Genomic DNA, 16,775 nt, shown 5'->3' with positions numbered 1-16,775 from the left:
GTGGTTTATCAAGCTGGATTGAGCCAAGGCCAGTCAGGATAAGGGTGGTCAAGCGCTCGCAGGTTCACAGGGAGCGGTGTTGAGCTGCTCCCCCAGCCACTGGATGGCCGCTGCCTCTTGCTCGAAGTAACGTACCGCCCGAAAGGGTAATCCCTTGAAGATGTTATCCGCCAGATAGCGCTTGAAGCCCCCCACGAAGACCACCGCCAGAAACTGACAGCCACTCTCGGCACACCAGCCAAACTGGCGACGAAAACGGGCCAGCACCTCGGGCCCGGCCGCTTCAAACTCGGTTGCGACCTCGACAATCCCCCAGGGGCCATCCATCAATCCGGCCAGTTCGTGACGAAAGCGCGCCTCATAGGCCATGGCACCTGCCAGATTGAAGGGGCCACTCGGGCGGCAGATCAGCATCTGACCCCTGCGCTCCATGTCAAATTGCCCATGTGGCTGCATGACTGCTCCCATTCCGTTACCACCACCATCGCCTGCAAATTGTTACCACAAGGTAATAATTTATAAGGAAAAGTCCAGCAGCAAACAGGCTTTTCCCAAAGCGTGCTCATCCTATCCAGCAAACCGTCGGCACCTCATGTTACCGACATCCCGCACCGAATCGATCTCGAGATGTGTGATTGCAGTTAACGAAACGTTACTGCTATTATCCGCGCCGCCACAAACATTCCACCAGCCGAAAGGTTTGGCACCCCAACAAGGATGTGCAATGAAAAACAGGGACTCGAGTCATTACCAACGGATCTGGCGCTGGCACTTCTACGCCGGTCTCTTTGTCGCCCCTTTCCTGATCCTGCTGTCACTGACCGGGATCGTCTATCTGTTCAAACCCCAGCTCGACAACCTGATGTACCCCGAGCTGATGAAGGTCGCCCCCGCCAGCCAGACCCTGAGTGCCGACCAGCTGCTGGCCAAGGCGGTGATGACCATGCCCGATGCCAGCCTGCGTAAATACCTGCCGCCTGTCGCTCCCGACCAGAGCGCCCAGTTCATCGTCAATCAGGGGGATCGCGATCTGACTCTGTTTATGGATCCCGCCAGCGGCGCCCTGCTCGGCACCATGGATAACAAGTGGAATCTGCAAGCGGTGGCTCGCTCCCTGCACGCCGACCTGCTGCTCGGCACCACGGGGGACCGGCTGATCGAACTGGCGGCTGGCTGGGGGCTGGTACTGCTGCTGAGCGGTCTCTACCTCTGGTGGCCACGCAAGGGGCCCGGGGTGGGCGGCATCCTCTGGCCCAGAGTGAGCCAGCGTGGACGCCTCTGGTGGCGGGATCTGCACGCCGTGGTCGGCTTCTGGGGCGCCGGTTTCCTGCTGCTGTTGCTGTTGAGCGGCATGACCTGGACCGGTTTCTGGGGCGATCAGTTTGCCGCGGTCTGGAACCGCTTCCCCGCCGCCATGTGGAACGAGGTGCCCAAATCGGCACCGCTGGCCCGCAGCCTGAATCAAGCCCATGAGCAGACCGTCCCCTGGGCGGTGGAGAACACCCCTATGCCCAGCTCGCAGCCGGTTGATGAGGGGCACGATCACGGTGCCATGAACCACGGCGAGCATGAGGGAGTGGTGATGGCAAGCCAGCGTATTGCGCTGCAACGGGTGGTCGAGATCGCCCATGAGCGGGGAGTCCAACCGGGTTACAGCATCACCCCGCCGGTCGGCGCCACAGGCGTCTACACCATCGCCCTGTTTGCCGACGATCCGCGCAACGACGCCACCCTGCATATCGATCAATACAGCGGCAAGGTGCTGGCCGATGTGCGCTGGCAGGATTACGGCACGGTCGCCAAGACGGTGGAGAGCGGCGTCATGCTGCACATGGGCAAGCTCTACGGCTGGCCCCATCAGCTCGCCATGCTGATCATCTGTCTGATGGTGCTGGCCAGCGCCGTGAGCGGTCTGTGGATCTGGTGGTGCCGCCGCCCGCAGGGCCGTCTCGCCGCGCCGCCACTGCCCGCCAAATTGCCGCCGATGCGCGGTGCCATCGCCCTGCTGATCCTGCTGGGGATCGCCTTCCCGCTGGTGGGCGCCTCCATGGTCGCCATCTGGCTGTTGGATACCCTGATTTTCTCCCGCCGCCCTCTCAGGGTGGCGCGCGCCAGCTAAACCCGCCAAAACCAACAAGGGCTCCCATCTCGGGAGCCCTTTTTATTGTTCGCCTTGGCGAGCTGCGACCAGCTGTCAGGAGAGCGCCAACCCGATGGAGAGCAGCAGGCTGAACAGAAAGGCGCTGATGGCGGTCTTCTTGAGGGCGCCGGTCAGCACCTCGCCATCGTAACTTTCGCGCAAGGTGCGGGCCGCATCGCTGAGAGGCTTCATGGCGGGCAGGAAGATCCACGGCCAGAAACTGGCGGGCTGGATCAGGATAAAGGCGATGGTTGCCAGCAGCGCCGCCCCCAGCAGTACCCAGTGATAGGCGATGGCGCGGTTGCGGCCAAGGCGCACCGCAAGAGTGATCTTGCCGCTGGCGGCGTCGGTCTCGATGTCGCGCACATTGTTGATATTGAGCACGGCGGTCGCCAGCAGACCACAAGCGGTGGCGGGTAGTAGCAGATCCCACTCCAACGTCTTGGTGAAGAGGTAGTAGGAGCCGAGCACCCCCAGCAGGCCGAAGAAGAGGAACACCGAGATATCGCCAAACCCGCGATAGCCGTAAGGAGTCTTGCCGACGGTGTAGGTCACCGCCGCAACGATGGCCGCGCCACCCAGCACCACAAATGCCAAAATCTGCAGCCACTGACCGCCGAAGGCACAGCCCAGCAACAGCAGGCCACTGGCCACCGCCGCCAGCGCGGTCAGCCCCATTGCCACGCACATCTGTTTTTTGGTGATAAGACCGGAGACCACCGCCCGCTGCGGGCCGATCCGCTCACCGTTGTCGGCGCCGGAAACCGCATCGCCGTAATCGTTGGCCAGATTGGAGAGGATCTGCAGCAGGATGGCGGTCAGCAGGGAGAGCGCCATGATGGTGCCATCGAAGGCGCCACGACTGGCAGCCAGCCCCGAGCCCAGCAGGATGGAAGAGCAGGCGAGCGGCAATGTTCGCAAACGCGCCGCCAGCAACCAAACAGAGAAGGTATTTGTCATTTTGTGATGGCCAAACAATCGGATATTGATCGTGTTAAGGGTTATCGAACCGGATTTGGGTATACTTGGCCCCGGAGAGTGAAGCTCCCGCGGGCGATTTACATGGACGAATGGGCAGATAATATATAGGAAATCATCGCCCTTTGGCATAAACCTACGGCATCCAGCTACCGGATCGCTCGTTACTACCCGGCTCAGAAAAGAATCCATGTTGGCTCAGACCCATATCAAGCAACAACTGGACGCCCTGCGTCACAGCAACGTCAGCGGCTTCGTACGGTTGCGAGTGGCGATCGAAATCCGCTCCTTTCTGGGCTGGCTCGCGGCGCAAACCCTCTATCCCCGCATCTACTGGCAGGCCCGTGGAGAGGCTCGTCCCGAGTATGTCGCGCTGGGCGCCATCCATGAACTGACCGAACCGCACGCCATCAAGCAGGTGTGCACTAACACAGCCAACCAGCATCATGACGACAGCCCTCGCTACTATGGCGGACTGGCGTTCGATCCGGCCCAATCCGGCTGGCAAGGGTTTGGCCCCTGCCGTTTCGTGCTGCCCCGTATCGAGCTGGTGCGCCGTGGTGAATGCGTCAGCCTCTGCCTCAACCTCTGGCTGGATGACGACAATCTCGAGGCCGAACTGCAGGCGGCCGAAGCCGCCCTCGATGCCCTGCGCCCTGAAGCCCCGCTGCCCGCCCTGCAAAAGCAGCCTTGGCAGCGACAGGATTGCCCCGGCCCCGCCCAGTGGCAAACGCTGGTGGAGCGCGTCACCGCCCCCGATTTTCAGGCGCACACCCCCAAGGTGGTGCTGTCGCGGGAGAGCGTGCTGACCAGTCCGAACCATGATGCGGATATCAATCCCTGGGCCATGCTCGACCAGTGGGCCCGCCACGCCCAGGACTGCTTCCACTTCGGTTTTCAATTCTCCCCCGAGCAGGCCTTTATCGCCTGCTCCCCCGAGCGGCTCTACCGCCGGGAAGATCGCCACCTCTTTACCGAGGCGCTGGCGGGCACCATTCGCCGCTCCGGCGATGAAGAGGTCGATGCCCAACTGGCCGCCGAGCTGCTGGCCGACAGCAAGAACCGGCTGGAGAACCGGCTGGTACACGCCGACATCCTCAGCCGTCTGGCGCCACTGACCCACGATGCCACCCTGACCGAGCCGCGCATTCTCAAACTGCGGCTGCTGCAGCATCTCAAGTGCGATATCGAAGCCGAGCTCAAGCCCGGGGTCTGCGACTGGCAGCTGCTCGACGCCCTCCACCCGACGCCGGCGGTGGGCGGTGCCCCGCGCGAGGCGGCGCTCGCCTTTATCCGCGAGTTCGAACCCTATGATCGGGGCTGGTACGCCGGAGCCTGCGGCATGCTGAGCCGGGAGACCTCCGAGTTCTCGGTCGCCATTCGCAGCGCCCGCATTCAGCCGGGCAGCGTCACCCTGTTTGCCGGTGCCGGCATTGTCGCCGGTTCCGAGCCTGTCGCCGAGTGGGCCGAGCTCGACAATAAGATCGCCAATGTGCTCTCCCTGCTGGGATAGTCACTCACCCTTTTCACGCTACGAGAGCCCCTATGCCCACCCGTAAAGAGCCTGCCAGCGAAGAGTTTGCCTGCCCCCCGTTTTCGAGCCAGCACGCCACCTTCAACCACGTCTGGTCCTCCCTCTTGCTGGAGGAGCTCTTTCGCCTCGGGGTGCGCGACATCGCGCTGGCCCCCGGCTCCCGCTCCGCGCCGCTGACCATGGCAGCCGCGGCCCATCAGGGCTTTCGTCGTCACTTGCACTTTGACGAGCGCGGCCTCGGCTTTATGGCGCTGGGTCTGGCCAAGGGGAGCAACCGGCCGGTGGCGGTGATCATGACTTCGGGCACCGCGGTAGCCAACCTCTGGCCCGCCGTGGCTGAGGCCCAGCTCACCGGCGTGCCGCTGATTATTCTCTCCGCCGATCGCCCTCACGAGCTTATCGACAACGGCGCCAATCAGGCGATCGACCAGCAGGGGATCTTCGGCCGCTACCCCGTCTATCAACAGAACCTGCCGAGCCCCACCCCGACCATTCCGGCGGCGTTTGTGCTGAGCTCGGTGGATCAGGCGCTGGCCAAACAGGCGCTCACTCCCGGAGTGGTGCACTTCAACTGCATGTACCCCGAGCCCCTCTACCCGGGCGAGCACTATCAGGATTTCTCCGACTATCTGGCCCCCCTCGGTGACTGGCTCGGCTCGCGCAAGCCATGGAGCCCGTGGCAGCAAAACGAGCCGACCTGCCCCCCTCAGGCGGAGTGGGAAACCTTTCGGCAACAGCGCGGCATTATTGTCGCCGGCAGGATCACTGACCCCGAACAGGCACAAGTGGTCGCCGAACTGGCAGAGCAACTTGGCTGGCCGCTGCTGGCAGACCTGCAGAGCCAGATCCGCTTCGACAGCCGCAACCTCATCCACATGGATATGGCGCTCAACGACCCTGAATTCGTCGCCGAGCTGGGCCGTGCCGAGGTGCTGCTGCAATTTGGCGCGCGGCTTGTCTCCAAGCGGCTTGGCCAGTTCATCAAACAGCATTCATGGCAGGATTACTGGCTGGTGGATCCGCAACCGGCGCGGCTCGACCCCGACTACCGGCTGCGCAGCCGGCTGCTCTGCAGTGCCAGCGCCTTCGCAGCGGCCCATCCGGCGCCCCCCCGGGCCCCTTGGCACACATTGGCCGAGCTGCAACATAACGCCAGCCAGCAGATCGCCGCTGCCTGCGAGCACTTCTCCGAGCTTGGGGTCTGCCATCGCCTCAACCGCCTGATCGAAGGGCAACTGTTTGTCGGCAACAGCATGCCAGCCCGACTGATGGATATGCTCGGCGAAACGGGCAAGGGGCCGAGCCGGGTGATGACCAACCGTGGCGCCTCCGGCATCGATGGCCTGATCGCCACCGCCTACGGGTTTGCCCAATCGCTCGAGCCGGGCAGCGATGAGTCCACTACCCTGCTGCTTGGCGATCTCAGCGCCCTGCACGATCTCAATAGCCTCGCCCTGCTCAGCAAGGCGAGCCGACCGCTGGTGGTGATCCTGCTCAACAACGATGGCGGCAGCATCTTCCGTATGTTGCCGGTGCCCACCGAAGGGGAGCTGCTGGAGAGCTACTACCGGCTGCCCCACGGCCTCGGCTTTGAACATGCCGCCGCCATGTTTGGCCTCGCCTATCGGGCGCCGACCACACTGGCCGAGTTCGAACGCGATTACAGCGCCGCCCTCCAACATGGCGTTACCTTGATCGAGATCCGGGTACCGAGCGAGCAGGTAGCCGATGATCTCAAGGCGCTGGGGGCCGCCATCCGTGGCAAATAAAGATGCCAATGTGCCGCTGGTGCTACTGCACGGCCTGCTGGGGGATGGCGGCGACTGGCAACCGGTGATCGACCGGCTGCCCGCCATCCGATGCATCGCCCTCGATCTGCCGGGTCACGGTCAGCATAGCGATCTCAACGTCAGCGACTTTGAGCAGAGCCACCAGTGGCTGGTCACCGAGCTGGCCAGCCGCAACATTGAACGCTATCTGCTGGCGGGTTACTCGCTGGGTGGGCGACTGGCCCTCTATCACGCCAGCCGCGAGCCCGCCGGGCTGCGGGGGCTGCTGCTGGAGAACTGCAACCCGGGGCTACCGGCCAGTGAACGGGCCGCCCGCATCCAGCACGATGAACAGTGGGCGCAGCGCTTTGAGCGTGAGCCCCTGGCTGACGTGCTGGCAGACTGGTACCGGCAAGGGGTGTTTGCCGATCTTGACGATGCGGCCCGGGCCCGCCAGATCGCCCGCCGCCTTGGCAACGACGGTCAGGGCATCGCCACCATGCTGCGCGCCACTTCGCTAGGCAAGCAGCCGGATCTCGCCCCCTGGCTCATGGCGAGCCAGCTGCCGGTTACTTATGTGAGTGGCAAGCGGGATCACAAATTCCATCAGCTGGCTTGCCAGCTGGCGAACCAAAATCGCAGAATCAACCACTTGGTGCTGGATGGCGGCCATAATCTGCATGCCCATCAGCCTGATAACTTTGCCCGACTCCTCGCGGAGTGGGTCAACCAACAAGAAGAGACGAGTCATGATTGAAGCAATGACGGAAGCTGAACTGTATGCACCTGTTGAATGGCAGGATTGCTCCGCCGGTTACGAGGACATCCTCTATCACAAGTCCAACGATGGCATTGCCAAGATCACCATCAACCGTCCCCAGGTGCGCAACGCCTTCCGCCCCCGCACCGTCAAAGAGATGCTGCAGGCGCTGGCCGATGCCCGTTATGACGATCAGATCGGCACCATCATCCTGACCGGTTTTGGCGAGAAAGCCTTCTGCGCCGGCGGCGACCAGAAGATCCGTGGCGACTACGGTGGCTATCGCGATGACGAGGGAACTCACCACCTCAACGTGCTCGACTTCCAGCGCGACATCCGCACCTGCCCGAAACCTGTGGTTGCCATGGTAGCGGGCTACGCGGTCGGTGGCGGCCACGTGCTGCACATGATGTGTGACCTGACCATCGCCGCCGACAACGCCCAGTTTGGCCAGACCGGTCCGAAAGTGGGCTCCTTCGATGGCGGTTGGGGTGCTTCCTACATGGCTCGCATCGTCGGCCAGAAGAAAGCCCGCGAAATCTGGTTCCTCTGCCGCATGTACGATGCTAGCCAAGCCCTCGACATGGGTCTGGTCAACACCGTCGTGCCATTGGCAGAACTGGAGCGCGAAACCGTGCGCTGGTGCCGTGAAATGCTGCAAAACAGCCCGATGGCGCTGCGTTGCCTGAAAGCGGCGCTCAACGCTGACTGTGATGGTCAGGCGGGCTTGCAGGAGCTGGCGGGCAATGCCACCATGCTGTTCTACATGACCGAAGAGGGTCAGGAAGGCCGCAACGCCTTCAACGAAAAGCGTCGCCCCGACTTCTCCAAATACAAGCGGAACCCCTGATGACACTCGCCCTGTATCGCTATCAACTGCCTTTTACCCAGCCACTGACCTTTCACGGCAAGGTGGAGGTGGCGCGAGAGGGGCTGTTGGTACGCATCAACGACGGCTGGGGGGAAATCGCCCCCCTGCCCGGCTTCTCGAAAGAGAGCCTGCAACAGGCAGAGGCAGAAGCCCTTGCCACGCTGGCGGCCCTGGCCACCGGCGATACCCCGAACCCCGTGCTGCCGTCGGTGCAATTTGGCCTCGACTGCGCGCGCCGGACATGGCCCGAGCAGCGCAACCCGCTGCCGGAGCCCTATCCCCTCATTCAAGGCTCCCCCCAGGAGCTGCTGCGCAACTGGAAAGAGTGGCTGCACCGCACGCCCGGCAAGGCCAAGCTGAAGGTAGCGCGCTACCCGATGCGTGACGAGCTGGCGCTGATCCGCCTGCTGTGCGACCGCCTTCCCTCCCTCAAGCTGGTGCTGGATGCCAACCAGGGCTGGACTCGCGAGGAGGCGTGGACCTTCTGCGGCCACCTCGACCCGAATCGCATCGAGTATCTGGAAGACCCCTGCGCCGACTTTGCCGACATAGCCTTTGTCGCCAACCGCACCGGCATGCCAGTGGCGCTGGACGAACTGCTGGCACAAGGCAAGCCGTGGGAGCCGATCCCGCAACTGCGCGCGCTGGTGCTCAAGCCTACCCTGCTCGGTTCACTCGCCAACTGCGAAGCGCTGATCGCCCGCGCCCGCGAACTGCGGCTCAAGGTGATCATCTCCTCCTGCTTCGAATCGGATCTGGGCCTGAACCAGCTGTTTCATCTGGCAGGCGAATGGGCGCCAGAACAGGCACCGGGTCTGGATACCCGCCGCTGGATGGCGGGCAACCTGCTGGGGGAAGATGGCAAACCGGATCTGAGCCGACTGGAGCAACTGTATTACCGTGATTGACCCCTCCCGTTCACCCGAACAGACACCTTGCCCGGTACGCCACCGGGCAATCACCACCCCGAACCGCATTGCCATCCACACAGCCTCGCCCCTCAGTTATCGCCAGCTCGATGCCCGCCTTAACAGCCTGTGCCAACAGTTGGAACAGGCTGGAGTGCGCCGTGGCGCTCATCTGGCGGCGGTGGTGCGCGGTGCGCTGGAAGATGTGCTGCTGGCGTGGGCCTGCGTACGCAGCGGCGTGGTGTTCTGCCCGCTCAACCCCGCCTTTCCTCTCGAAAAGCAGCGCGAGCTGGCGGTGCAACTCGATGCCGATGCCTTCTGGTCGGCAGGGGAGATCCCGGCAGACAACTGGCAGCCCTTGCAGCTCGACTTCACGCGCGAACTGCCGGCAAGCGAGGAAGCGTGGCCGCTGGAATCGACTCAGCTCAACAACATGATCCTCACCTCCGGCTCCAGCGGTACGCAGAAAGCGGTGGCGCACCGGCTCTGCAACCACCTTGCCTCGGCACGCGGCTCTGCCACCCTCATTCCCCTCGATGAGGCCTGCGGCTGGCTGCTCTCCCTGCCACTGTTCCATGTAGGCGGCTACGCCATCCTGTTTCGGGTCTTTCTGGCGGGCGCCACGTTGGTGCTAGACGATCGCAGTCAGCCGCTCAAGGCGCGGCTTGAACAGCAGCCCATTACCCATCTCTCGCTGGTGCCGACCCAACTCTGGCGCCTGCTGGCAGAGGGTTTTGACCCCGCCCGTACCCGCCTGCGCGAGCTGCTGCTCGGTGGCGCCGCCATCCCGCAACCGCTGGTGAAGCGCCTCTGCGCCATGGGGCTCGAACCAAAGGTGAGTTATGGTCTCTCCGAGATGGGCAGTCAGGTCTGTACCGCTATCCCCGGCGATGCAGGCGTAGTTGGCAAACCGCTACCGGGGCGGGAAGTGTGCATCCGGGAGCAGGAGATCTGCGTGCGCGGCGCCACCCTGTTTGCCGGTTACTACCGGGCTGGCGAGCTGGATCTGCCCCTCGATGGCGAAGGCTGGTTTCATACTCGCGACAAGGGGAGGTTCACTGCGGCAGGGGAGCTGCTGGTAGAGGGACGGCTCGATAACCTCTTCATCTCGGGTGGCGAAAACATCCAGCCCGAAACCATCGAGCAGCGACTGATAGATCATCCCGCTGTCGCCCAGGCGCTGGTGGTGCCGGTACCGAGCGACGAGTGGGGGCAACGCCCCGCCGCCTTTATCGACTGGCACGGCGAGCCGGTTCCCGACTCCGAGCTGGCAGCCTGGATCCGCAGCACCCTGCCCGGCTTTATGGTGCCCGACCACTGGCTCCCCTGGCCCGATCTTGGCGGCAATCTCAAGCCACAACGAAAACAATTTCAGAATATTATTAGGTCGCAATAATTATTCATGCGACAAAAACTGACACAATGGAGCCATCCAAATACACATATGACTCAAAATAAAATGCTGGTGGTATCAAAATCCTCCTCCTCAGTCTGAATAAGTGAGAACGATTACATAAACGGCCTTTTTTTGCACATTTTTTGAACCAAATTAATTGGCTGTAGTACCATACCCTCCACCATGCATTTAGTAGGAAAGCTAACCATATGATAATAAAAGAAATTGACGATTTATCATTATTTGAACAAAGACTGCGTGGTGGTAAAATGCTCTTCTTGGCAGTAAGACGAGTCACACATGAGTAACAGAATTTATAAAATTGCAGAGGATATCTTTTTCTCCGCTGCAATATTCCGAATCTCGAAAGGGGACAAGGGCATCAAGCTCAGCAACAAGGAAGCCGAGCTACTCGAAATGCTGTGTGATGAGGCTGGCACTGTCATTCCAAGAAGCAAACTGCAGGATGCCTTGTGGCCAAATCAGGACAATACCGATACCAATTTGAACCGGCAGATACTCTCGTTGAGAAGAAAGCTGGAATCCTTCGGCTTAATGGATGCGATCGATACCATTCCACGGGTTGGCTATATGTTTTGTGCTCCGATTGAGCTCGCTGGGGAAAGTGAAGAACCAGCACCAGCGGAAGAAATTCATGCGCCGACGCCTTCCCCTGCACCTCAAGCCAGGCGGCAATATACTCGCCGCAAATATGACCGATATTTCAGCCCAAAGCGTATTTTGCTGTTTGCATTGCTGCTGGTCTCGCTGACTTCACTAGCCCTCGTCATTTATAACTATGCGACAGCAAATACACTACGCGCTATCAATTTAGGTCAGATTTCTCTCTACATGACCAGCGAGACGGAAAAAGCACTGAATGTGAAAATAGATTCACTGACGCCCTTGATAAAACCTGTTTCACGTAAAGCTGATGAGCAGATTTCAATTCTGGTTGGAAAAGAAGCCATCAGCTATTTTTCCATCAACAATAGCAGCAGGAAATTATCCGAAAATATCTTCCTGTTGCGTAGCGGTCACCCTGTGGCCGAAGAAGTTCAATGCGTTATCACAACCATGAACCAGCAGGGAAATAATGTTTCCAACAACTATTACAATAATCAAGAAACCACAGTCAGATATCACAGAGATTGTCAGGCACCAGACAACTGGGTAGAAATGACCAGAAAGAGTAAATATATTGTGACTATGAACAGAGAAATAGTAGTGGCCACCGTGATAGCCACTGACAATCAGGGAAAGACACTGTTCAATCTGGATTCTGTTGGGGATCTGGAGCGGGATAATAGCGATATTTCGGTCGAGATAAAAAATACCATTGTCAATTTCATTGACCAGCAGGCGCTGACCAATAACGCTCTGGTCGCCACTCTGGTCGCGGCGCTAACGCCCCCCAAACAAAAAGCCAAGTTCATTCAATTGCCCAGAGGTATTTACCTTTCCAGTTATCTAGGTGGCGTCATCACCTGGCCTAGCCATGGCAATACAAAAGTCATCCAGCGCAACGACTTCTGAGTTTACTCATAAGCAACGATGAAATTGGCGACGGCAGAATAGTCGCCAGGCTGGATGTTCTTGGCGGTCAATGCCGCCGGATGTCCTTCGACTCTGGCAAAAAATTGCAGCTCATTATCTGCCGCACCACCTAGCAGATAGCCGCGGGAGGCACTACCCAAATTCAGAGGTGATTGAGCCACGTCATACAGGCGGATGCCTGCCCCCCTGGCAATCCCGGCCGTGAATGCCAATCCGCCGCTGAGTTCGGTATCCTGCGAGCCAGTAAAGGTCACCTTGGCCATGCGGAAAATACCCGGCTTGCAATTGGTCAGACGAATGAAGAACGGCACTAGCTGTCCGACTCCGTTGGCATAGAGTTCCTTCACGTCAACTACCCCCATCTCGACCTCCTGATCAAGGGATTCAGGAGAAACCACACATGGCTGATCGATGATCCTGCCATGGAGATGAACCGTATTGCCAAGCAATTCCAGGTCATTGCTGGCACGAGGAGCCGCCGTCACGGCCAGCATCGGGCAAAGCGCCAAACCTATCCACAATGTCCGCAACATATTACAAATCCTCACTGGAACTCGGCAACGATGGTGGCAGTCGCATAGAAATCGCCCGCCGGAATATCTGCACCTGCTGGGGTTACCGGTGCCGCGATAAAGCCCCAGTCACCGATATTTCCCTGCATGGAAACCGGATAGAAGGTATTCAATTTCAGCTGAGAACCATCCAGCTGTTTGAATTTTATCCCTAAATCGGAAATAACATTTCCACCTTGATAGCCATCCCGAGTTGTCCGCAGATAGTCTTGACTGAAAGAGGTTGGTTTTCCAGAAATACCAAGATTGATCTTCAAAGCATCCCCTTCGAAAACACCACCACGGCATTGAAATGTCAGCGGAACCGTCTTTTCAAAGTTATTTCCATCCAATCCTGATCCTGGCAAATCACCAAACTCTACTTCAATGGTCTGCCCACCATTGATCACGCACTCTTCTGGTACATATAAAATTGCAGATGTAATCGTAATTCTAGACATTGGCAAATTATTAAAGTCTGTCGTTGTAGCCCCTAGACGGCCATACATCTCTACAACTTGACGATCTGATATTTGCACACCATTAATTATTTGTTTTCTCACGCGAAAAGTTACCTTTCCACGGCTACCGCTTTCGAAATTATTTATTCTTGTCTCTTTCCCTTTAGTACAAGAGTAATTTGGGTAATCGTTACTTTCATTCGGGAATGGGGCTGTAACAAATTTTTTCTTCCAACCGGCTATCCAAATTTCGACTTTCATATCCAAAAAGTCATTCAGTTTTACAAAACCATCACCAACTTGAGGCAAGCCATCCGTCATTGTTGCTTTATAGTACACTGGAGATTGTGGAATGCTTCTATCTGGGCAGGTAACGATACCTGAGTATTGCCCTCCCAAATTCCACTCAAATGCCTTGGTAGTAAAACCAGGTCTGTTTTGCATGTCAGCCTTGTCCAACGATATATAGTAATCATGGGTTGGGTTAGGCGTCACATAGCCATTTGCCAATGCCGTTCCTGCAAACAACATAAGACTTGAACAGAAGATAGAACGTAGCATAAGGCTTACTCGCTCTTCACGGCTTTACAGGCATTGCCTGTGCACTGGTATTTGATATCCATATATCCGCCGTAGTCATTGACGTAACTGATCACAAATTCATTACCCAGTGCTTCCGGGATGGTGACCGTCTGCTCTGACTTGGGGGCAACCATAAAGGCGGAGAAACCCTTGATGGTGGTCCGCTCCTTGCCCTGTGGATGACCCAGGCCCACGTAGGTGATGTAGTAAGGGGTCGGATTGTTGACCTTGAGGGCTTTGCCCTGCTTGGTGATCAGCACCTGATCCTGCCAGACGGCTCCACGCTCCGGCAGAATAGCCTCGGGGCGGTAGAACAGCTTGATCTTGGACTGCACGGCAATCTGCATCACGTTGCTCTTCTCGCTCTTGGGCGGGATCTCGCGCAGGTTGAAGTAGTAGATGGACTCGCGATCCTTGGGCAAGCTGTCAATGGCCGGCACACTGGCAATGCGCACGATGGACTTCTGGTTGGCATCCACCCGCTGTACCGGCGGCAGCACCACGAAGGGAGAAGAGATTTTCTGGCCTTGGGCATCTTCAATCCAGGCCTGCGCCAGGTAGGGCAGCTTCTGGTTCTCGTTCTTGATGTTGAGGCTGATGGACTTGGCGCCGCCCGGATAAACGGCACGAGTACGATCCAGCACAATGGCGGCACTGACGTTGAGTGAGGTCATGCCAAGCGCAGCCAGACAGATATAAGAGAGCAGCTTTTTCATCGGTATCCCATTACTTGCAAGTGAGAGTCTTCATCGACAGATCGGTTACTTGTTGCGGTGCCACTATCTTGCACTGGCGGGCCCCGCCCCAGGAGAGTTCAAACGCTTCATTCGGTTTCACCCCGGTCAGATAGACCAGGCCATCTTCATCCACCACCGAGAGCACACGGCCGGAATCCTTGACGACGGTGGCACCAAACGGCGGCACTGAGCCATCGGGTAGTCTGACATTGGCCAGCAGCTTGAACCCTTCCGCAATTTCGAAAGCATTATACCCAATTGCGCCCTCGGTCAGGGTCCCCTGCTTGATGGCATTCATCGCATCGATGTCGTCGCTCAGCTGATCCACATCGACCCGGGTGTCGCTCTTGCGATAGTCGGTCATGTCGCTGATCACCGCGACGCCAAAGCGGTTGGTCACGGCGCGGCCATTGTTGAAAGAGACGCCGGAGGTATTGTCGGTATCCACCATCATACGGGTACCGCCACGACGAGTCGCCTGGTGCAGGGCTGCACCGTGCTGGGTCGCCGTCAGACCGCCACGCAGGCTGGCACCAACCGAGGTGTATTCGCTCTGCACGCTGTAGGCATTGAGACTGACCGCTCCGATGTCGCTGTTGTGGTTGTAGTAACCCCGCGCCACGGCGTGGCCATTGCTCTGCACGCCCGCCCCCAACTGATAGGTATCATCCGGTCGACTGTAGTCCTGATAGGTGGCCAGGTGAGTCACCTTGCCGTTGGAGGACTGTACGCTGTATCCCGCGCTCTTTCTGTCCCCTATTGGCACGCTGAGGGTCAACATGACGCTCTTGTCATCCTCGTAGTTCTCGGTCTTGGTCTTGTAGGCCGACACATAGACGGAAACATCCTTGAAGCTGCCGATGTTCACGTTCTTGTTGATAGTGAGGCCGTAGCGATCCTCTGCCTCGTGATCCCAGTAGGTTCTGTGGGTGTAGTCCAGATAAACCGTCAGCGCCTTGGCTGCATCCTCCGCCCAGAAGGTCTTGTTGGCGGTGATGGTGTAGAGCTCCTTGTCACCCCAAGTATTGTAATCATCGCTCGAGGTCGTAGTGTTGTTCTCCAACCGATCCTTGTTATTGAGGAACTGCGACATGGTCATGAAGTCATGTTGGGAGAAGCGATAACCCGCGAAGGTGATCGAGCTGTTGTATTCATCAAACTGCTTGGCGTAGTTCACCCGTACCGACTGGCCAATCTTGGTCGACAGGCCCGGCAACTTGGCGATGGACTGGGTCAGGTCGGCGGAAATAGCGCCGAAGGCATAGAGATCACGACCGATACCCAATCCCATGGAGTTGTATTCACCCGCAATCAGGCTGCCGCCGTATAGTGACCAGGAGTTCGCCACCCCCCAGGAGAAATCACCGGTCACAAAGGCTGGGCCGTGCACATCGTGCACCGAATCCGTCTGTTCGGAAGGTGCACCAACCGCCAGGTTGTATCGGACATAGCCAGGGCGAGTCAGGTAGGGAACGGTTGCCGTGTCTACCTGGAACGAATTGACACTGCCATCTTGCTCCTCTACCCGCACATCGAGGCGGCCGCGCACCGAGCTGTCCAGCCCCTGGATGCGAAACGGGCCCGCCGGCACGTTGGTTTCATAGATGATCCGGCCGGACTGGGAGATGGTGACCTTGGCGTTGGTCTTGGCAATACCGCTCACTTCCGGCGCATAACCCTGCAGACTAGGCGGCAGCATGCGCTCGTCATTGGCCAGGTTGACGCCGGTATAGCGGAAACCATCGATTAACTGGGAGTTGAGCTGCTGCTCACCCACTGTCAGCTTGGCGGCCATGTTCGGCAGCGGACGATAGGCATAGATACGGTTCAGCTCGGTCGACGTCCGCTCATTGTCGCCCCAGTAAGAGCTGGCCTGATAGTCACCCCGCAGACGCCAGGCGCCGTAGTTGAACCCCAGCGTACCATAGCTGCTGATGTTGCGATTGGAGTAACCATCGCCTTCGTTGACCTGGGTATTGATGTTGTAATCCAGCATCATCCCCGAGATCCCTTCATCCCATTGCTCGGGCGGAATCCAGTTGGGATCGCTGTACTTCATCCACGCCTGAGGGATGGCAATACGCAGCAAGCCGTTACCGATATCGTTCGAGATCACTACGCCGTCCAGCGCCAACAGGTTGGCACACTGGCCATCGTGCCAGGTATCGATCTTGGCGATGGCCTCGTCGGTCAGCGCCAGCTTGGGGATCACGTCTTGCGGCAGGCAGGCCACCCCACCCTTTCCCTTGCCAGTATCGTTCTCGTAGAAAGGGATTTTCTGCAGGGGTAGCTTGTTCTTGTTGACCTCAATCTCGAGGTAGTAGTCGCCGGGCAGGATGTAGCCTTCGTCGGCAAACTGGGAGAGGTCGATCTTGGTCCGCTCATCCAGATCGAGCGCATCAATATTAAACTCCGTTTCTGCCCATGCGTGATTTGCCACCGCCATCAGGCCGGGCACGCATAGCATAAAAGCCATTTTTGAATAATGTTTTTTTCTCACAGAGTCTGATGTTGAAACGCTCATATTTTCA

14 protein-coding genes are annotated in these 16,775 nt (G+C 58.7%); 8 read left to right on the top strand and 6 right to left on the bottom strand.

All coding sequences use genetic code 11. The features are described from left to right. Positions 1 to 48: 48 nt before the first annotated feature. The gene (locus tag AACR14_RS05705) at positions 49 to 456 is read right to left on the bottom strand and encodes a hypothetical protein (RefSeq protein WP_005335923.1); all 408 of its coding nucleotides are present in this window, start codon (positions 454 to 456) and stop codon (positions 49 to 51) included. Between the two features lie 268 nt (positions 457 to 724). Here AACR14_RS05705 and AACR14_RS05700 point away from each other — a divergent pair, with 268 nt between their 5' ends. Continuing rightward, a complete protein-coding gene (locus AACR14_RS05700; protein WP_019445481.1) occupies positions 725 to 2,119 on the top strand; it encodes a PepSY-associated TM helix domain-containing protein in 1,395 nt (464 codons plus the stop codon). A gap of 75 nt (positions 2,120 to 2,194) precedes the next feature. On the opposite strand, the gene AACR14_RS05695 is transcribed toward AACR14_RS05700, so the two are convergent. After that, positions 2,195 to 3,100: a 1,4-dihydroxy-2-naphthoate polyprenyltransferase gene (locus AACR14_RS05695; protein ID WP_026034945.1), complete on the bottom strand. Its 906-nt coding sequence runs from the start codon at positions 3,098 to 3,100 to the stop codon at positions 2,195 to 2,197. Positions 3,101 to 3,308: 208 nt separating this feature from the next. Between AACR14_RS05695 and AACR14_RS05690 the strand changes: the two genes are divergently transcribed. From AACR14_RS05690 to AACR14_RS05660, 7 genes are all read left to right on the top strand, one after another. Further along, entirely contained in the window at positions 3,309 to 4,631 is a 1,323-nt protein-coding gene (locus tag AACR14_RS05690) for an isochorismate synthase (protein ID WP_019445479.1), read from the top strand. 32 nt (positions 4,632 to 4,663) lie between these two features. Further along, on the top strand, positions 4,664 to 6,421 hold the full coding sequence (gene menD, locus AACR14_RS05685; RefSeq protein ID WP_019445478.1) for a 2-succinyl-5-enolpyruvyl-6-hydroxy-3-cyclohexene-1-carboxylic-acid synthase: 1,758 nt from the start codon (positions 4,664 to 4,666) through the stop codon (positions 6,419 to 6,421). Continuing rightward, entirely contained in the window at positions 6,381 to 7,178 is a 798-nt protein-coding gene (gene menH, locus AACR14_RS05680; protein ID WP_041201841.1) for a 2-succinyl-6-hydroxy-2,4-cyclohexadiene-1-carboxylate synthase, read from the top strand. The genes menD and menH overlap by 41 nt, the downstream gene beginning before the upstream one ends. Continuing rightward, a complete protein-coding gene (gene menB, locus AACR14_RS05675) occupies positions 7,171 to 8,031 on the top strand; it encodes a 1,4-dihydroxy-2-naphthoyl-CoA synthase (RefSeq protein WP_019445476.1) in 861 nt (286 codons plus the stop codon). The genes menH and menB overlap by 8 nt, the downstream gene beginning before the upstream one ends. After that, positions 8,031 to 8,960, top strand: a complete 930-nt coding sequence (gene menC / locus AACR14_RS05670) for an o-succinylbenzoate synthase (protein WP_019445475.1) — start codon at positions 8,031 to 8,033, stop codon at positions 8,958 to 8,960. The genes menB and menC overlap by 1 nt, the downstream gene beginning before the upstream one ends. Further along, positions 8,953 to 10,356, top strand: a complete 1,404-nt coding sequence (menE, locus tag AACR14_RS05665) for an o-succinylbenzoate--CoA ligase (RefSeq protein ID WP_019445474.1) — start codon at positions 8,953 to 8,955, stop codon at positions 10,354 to 10,356. Before menC ends, menE begins: the two co-directional genes overlap by 8 nt. A 300-nt stretch (positions 10,357 to 10,656) precedes the next feature. Further along, positions 10,657 to 11,892, top strand: a complete 1,236-nt coding sequence (locus AACR14_RS05660) for a winged helix-turn-helix domain-containing protein (protein WP_019445473.1) — start codon at positions 10,657 to 10,659, stop codon at positions 11,890 to 11,892. Between the two features lie 2 nt (positions 11,893 to 11,894). Here AACR14_RS05660 and AACR14_RS05655 read toward each other — a convergent pair whose 3' ends face one another. The 4 genes from AACR14_RS05655 to AACR14_RS05640 are packed head-to-tail and all read right to left on the bottom strand — an operon-like array spanning position 11,895 to position 16,768. Beyond that, complete coding sequence (locus AACR14_RS05655; protein ID WP_019445472.1) at positions 11,895 to 12,446, bottom strand: fimbrial protein; 552 nt, start codon at positions 12,444 to 12,446, stop codon at positions 11,895 to 11,897. A gap of 11 nt (positions 12,447 to 12,457) precedes the next feature. Further along, a complete protein-coding gene (locus AACR14_RS05650) occupies positions 12,458 to 13,486 on the bottom strand; it encodes a fimbrial protein (RefSeq protein ID WP_041201840.1) in 1,029 nt (342 codons plus the stop codon). 5 nt (positions 13,487 to 13,491) lie between these two features. After that, positions 13,492 to 14,223: a fimbrial biogenesis chaperone gene (locus AACR14_RS05645; protein WP_019445470.1), complete on the bottom strand. Its 732-nt coding sequence runs from the start codon at positions 14,221 to 14,223 to the stop codon at positions 13,492 to 13,494. A 10-nt stretch (positions 14,224 to 14,233) separates the two neighbouring features. Further along, positions 14,234 to 16,768, bottom strand: coding sequence for a fimbria/pilus outer membrane usher protein (locus AACR14_RS05640; RefSeq protein WP_019445469.1), 2,535 nt, complete (start codon positions 16,766 to 16,768; stop codon positions 14,234 to 14,236). Between the last annotated feature and the right edge of the window lie 7 nt (positions 16,769 to 16,775).

Origin of the sequence: Aeromonas sp. 159 (assembly GCF_963862045.1) — a bacterium.
Lineage (GTDB): Bacteria > Pseudomonadota > Gammaproteobacteria > Enterobacterales > Aeromonadaceae > Aeromonas > Aeromonas veronii.
The sequence above is the reverse complement of the archived record's forward strand: the minus strand, read 5'-3'. Positions and strand labels throughout refer to the sequence as shown.

Coding starts and splice junctions, on each gene's coding strand:
- AACR14_RS05705 (WP_005335923.1), bottom strand. CDS start 456: ATGCAGCCACATGGGCAATTTGACATGGAGCGCAGGGGTCAGATGCTG.
- AACR14_RS05700 (WP_019445481.1), top strand. CDS start 725: ATGAAAAACAGGGACTCGAGTCATTACCAACGGATCTGGCGCTGGCAC.
- AACR14_RS05695 (WP_026034945.1), bottom strand. CDS start 3,100: ATGACAAATACCTTCTCTGTTTGGTTGCTGGCGGCGCGTTTGCGAACA.
- AACR14_RS05690 (WP_019445479.1), top strand. CDS start 3,309: ATGTTGGCTCAGACCCATATCAAGCAACAACTGGACGCCCTGCGTCAC.
- menD (WP_019445478.1), top strand. CDS start 4,664: ATGCCCACCCGTAAAGAGCCTGCCAGCGAAGAGTTTGCCTGCCCCCCG.
- menH (WP_041201841.1), top strand. CDS start 6,381: ATGATCTCAAGGCGCTGGGGGCCGCCATCCGTGGCAAATAAAGATGCC.
- menB (WP_019445476.1), top strand. CDS start 7,171: ATGATTGAAGCAATGACGGAAGCTGAACTGTATGCACCTGTTGAATGG.
- menC (WP_019445475.1), top strand. CDS start 8,031: ATGACACTCGCCCTGTATCGCTATCAACTGCCTTTTACCCAGCCACTG.
- AACR14_RS05660 (WP_019445473.1), top strand. CDS start 10,657: ATGAGTAACAGAATTTATAAAATTGCAGAGGATATCTTTTTCTCCGCT.
- AACR14_RS05655 (WP_019445472.1), bottom strand. CDS start 12,446: ATGTTGCGGACATTGTGGATAGGTTTGGCGCTTTGCCCGATGCTGGCC.
- AACR14_RS05650 (WP_041201840.1), bottom strand. CDS start 13,486: ATGCTACGTTCTATCTTCTGTTCAAGTCTTATGTTGTTTGCAGGAACG.
- AACR14_RS05645 (WP_019445470.1), bottom strand. CDS start 14,223: ATGAAAAAGCTGCTCTCTTATATCTGTCTGGCTGCGCTTGGCATGACC.
- AACR14_RS05640 (WP_019445469.1), bottom strand. CDS start 16,768: ATGAGCGTTTCAACATCAGACTCTGTGAGAAAAAAACATTATTCAAAA.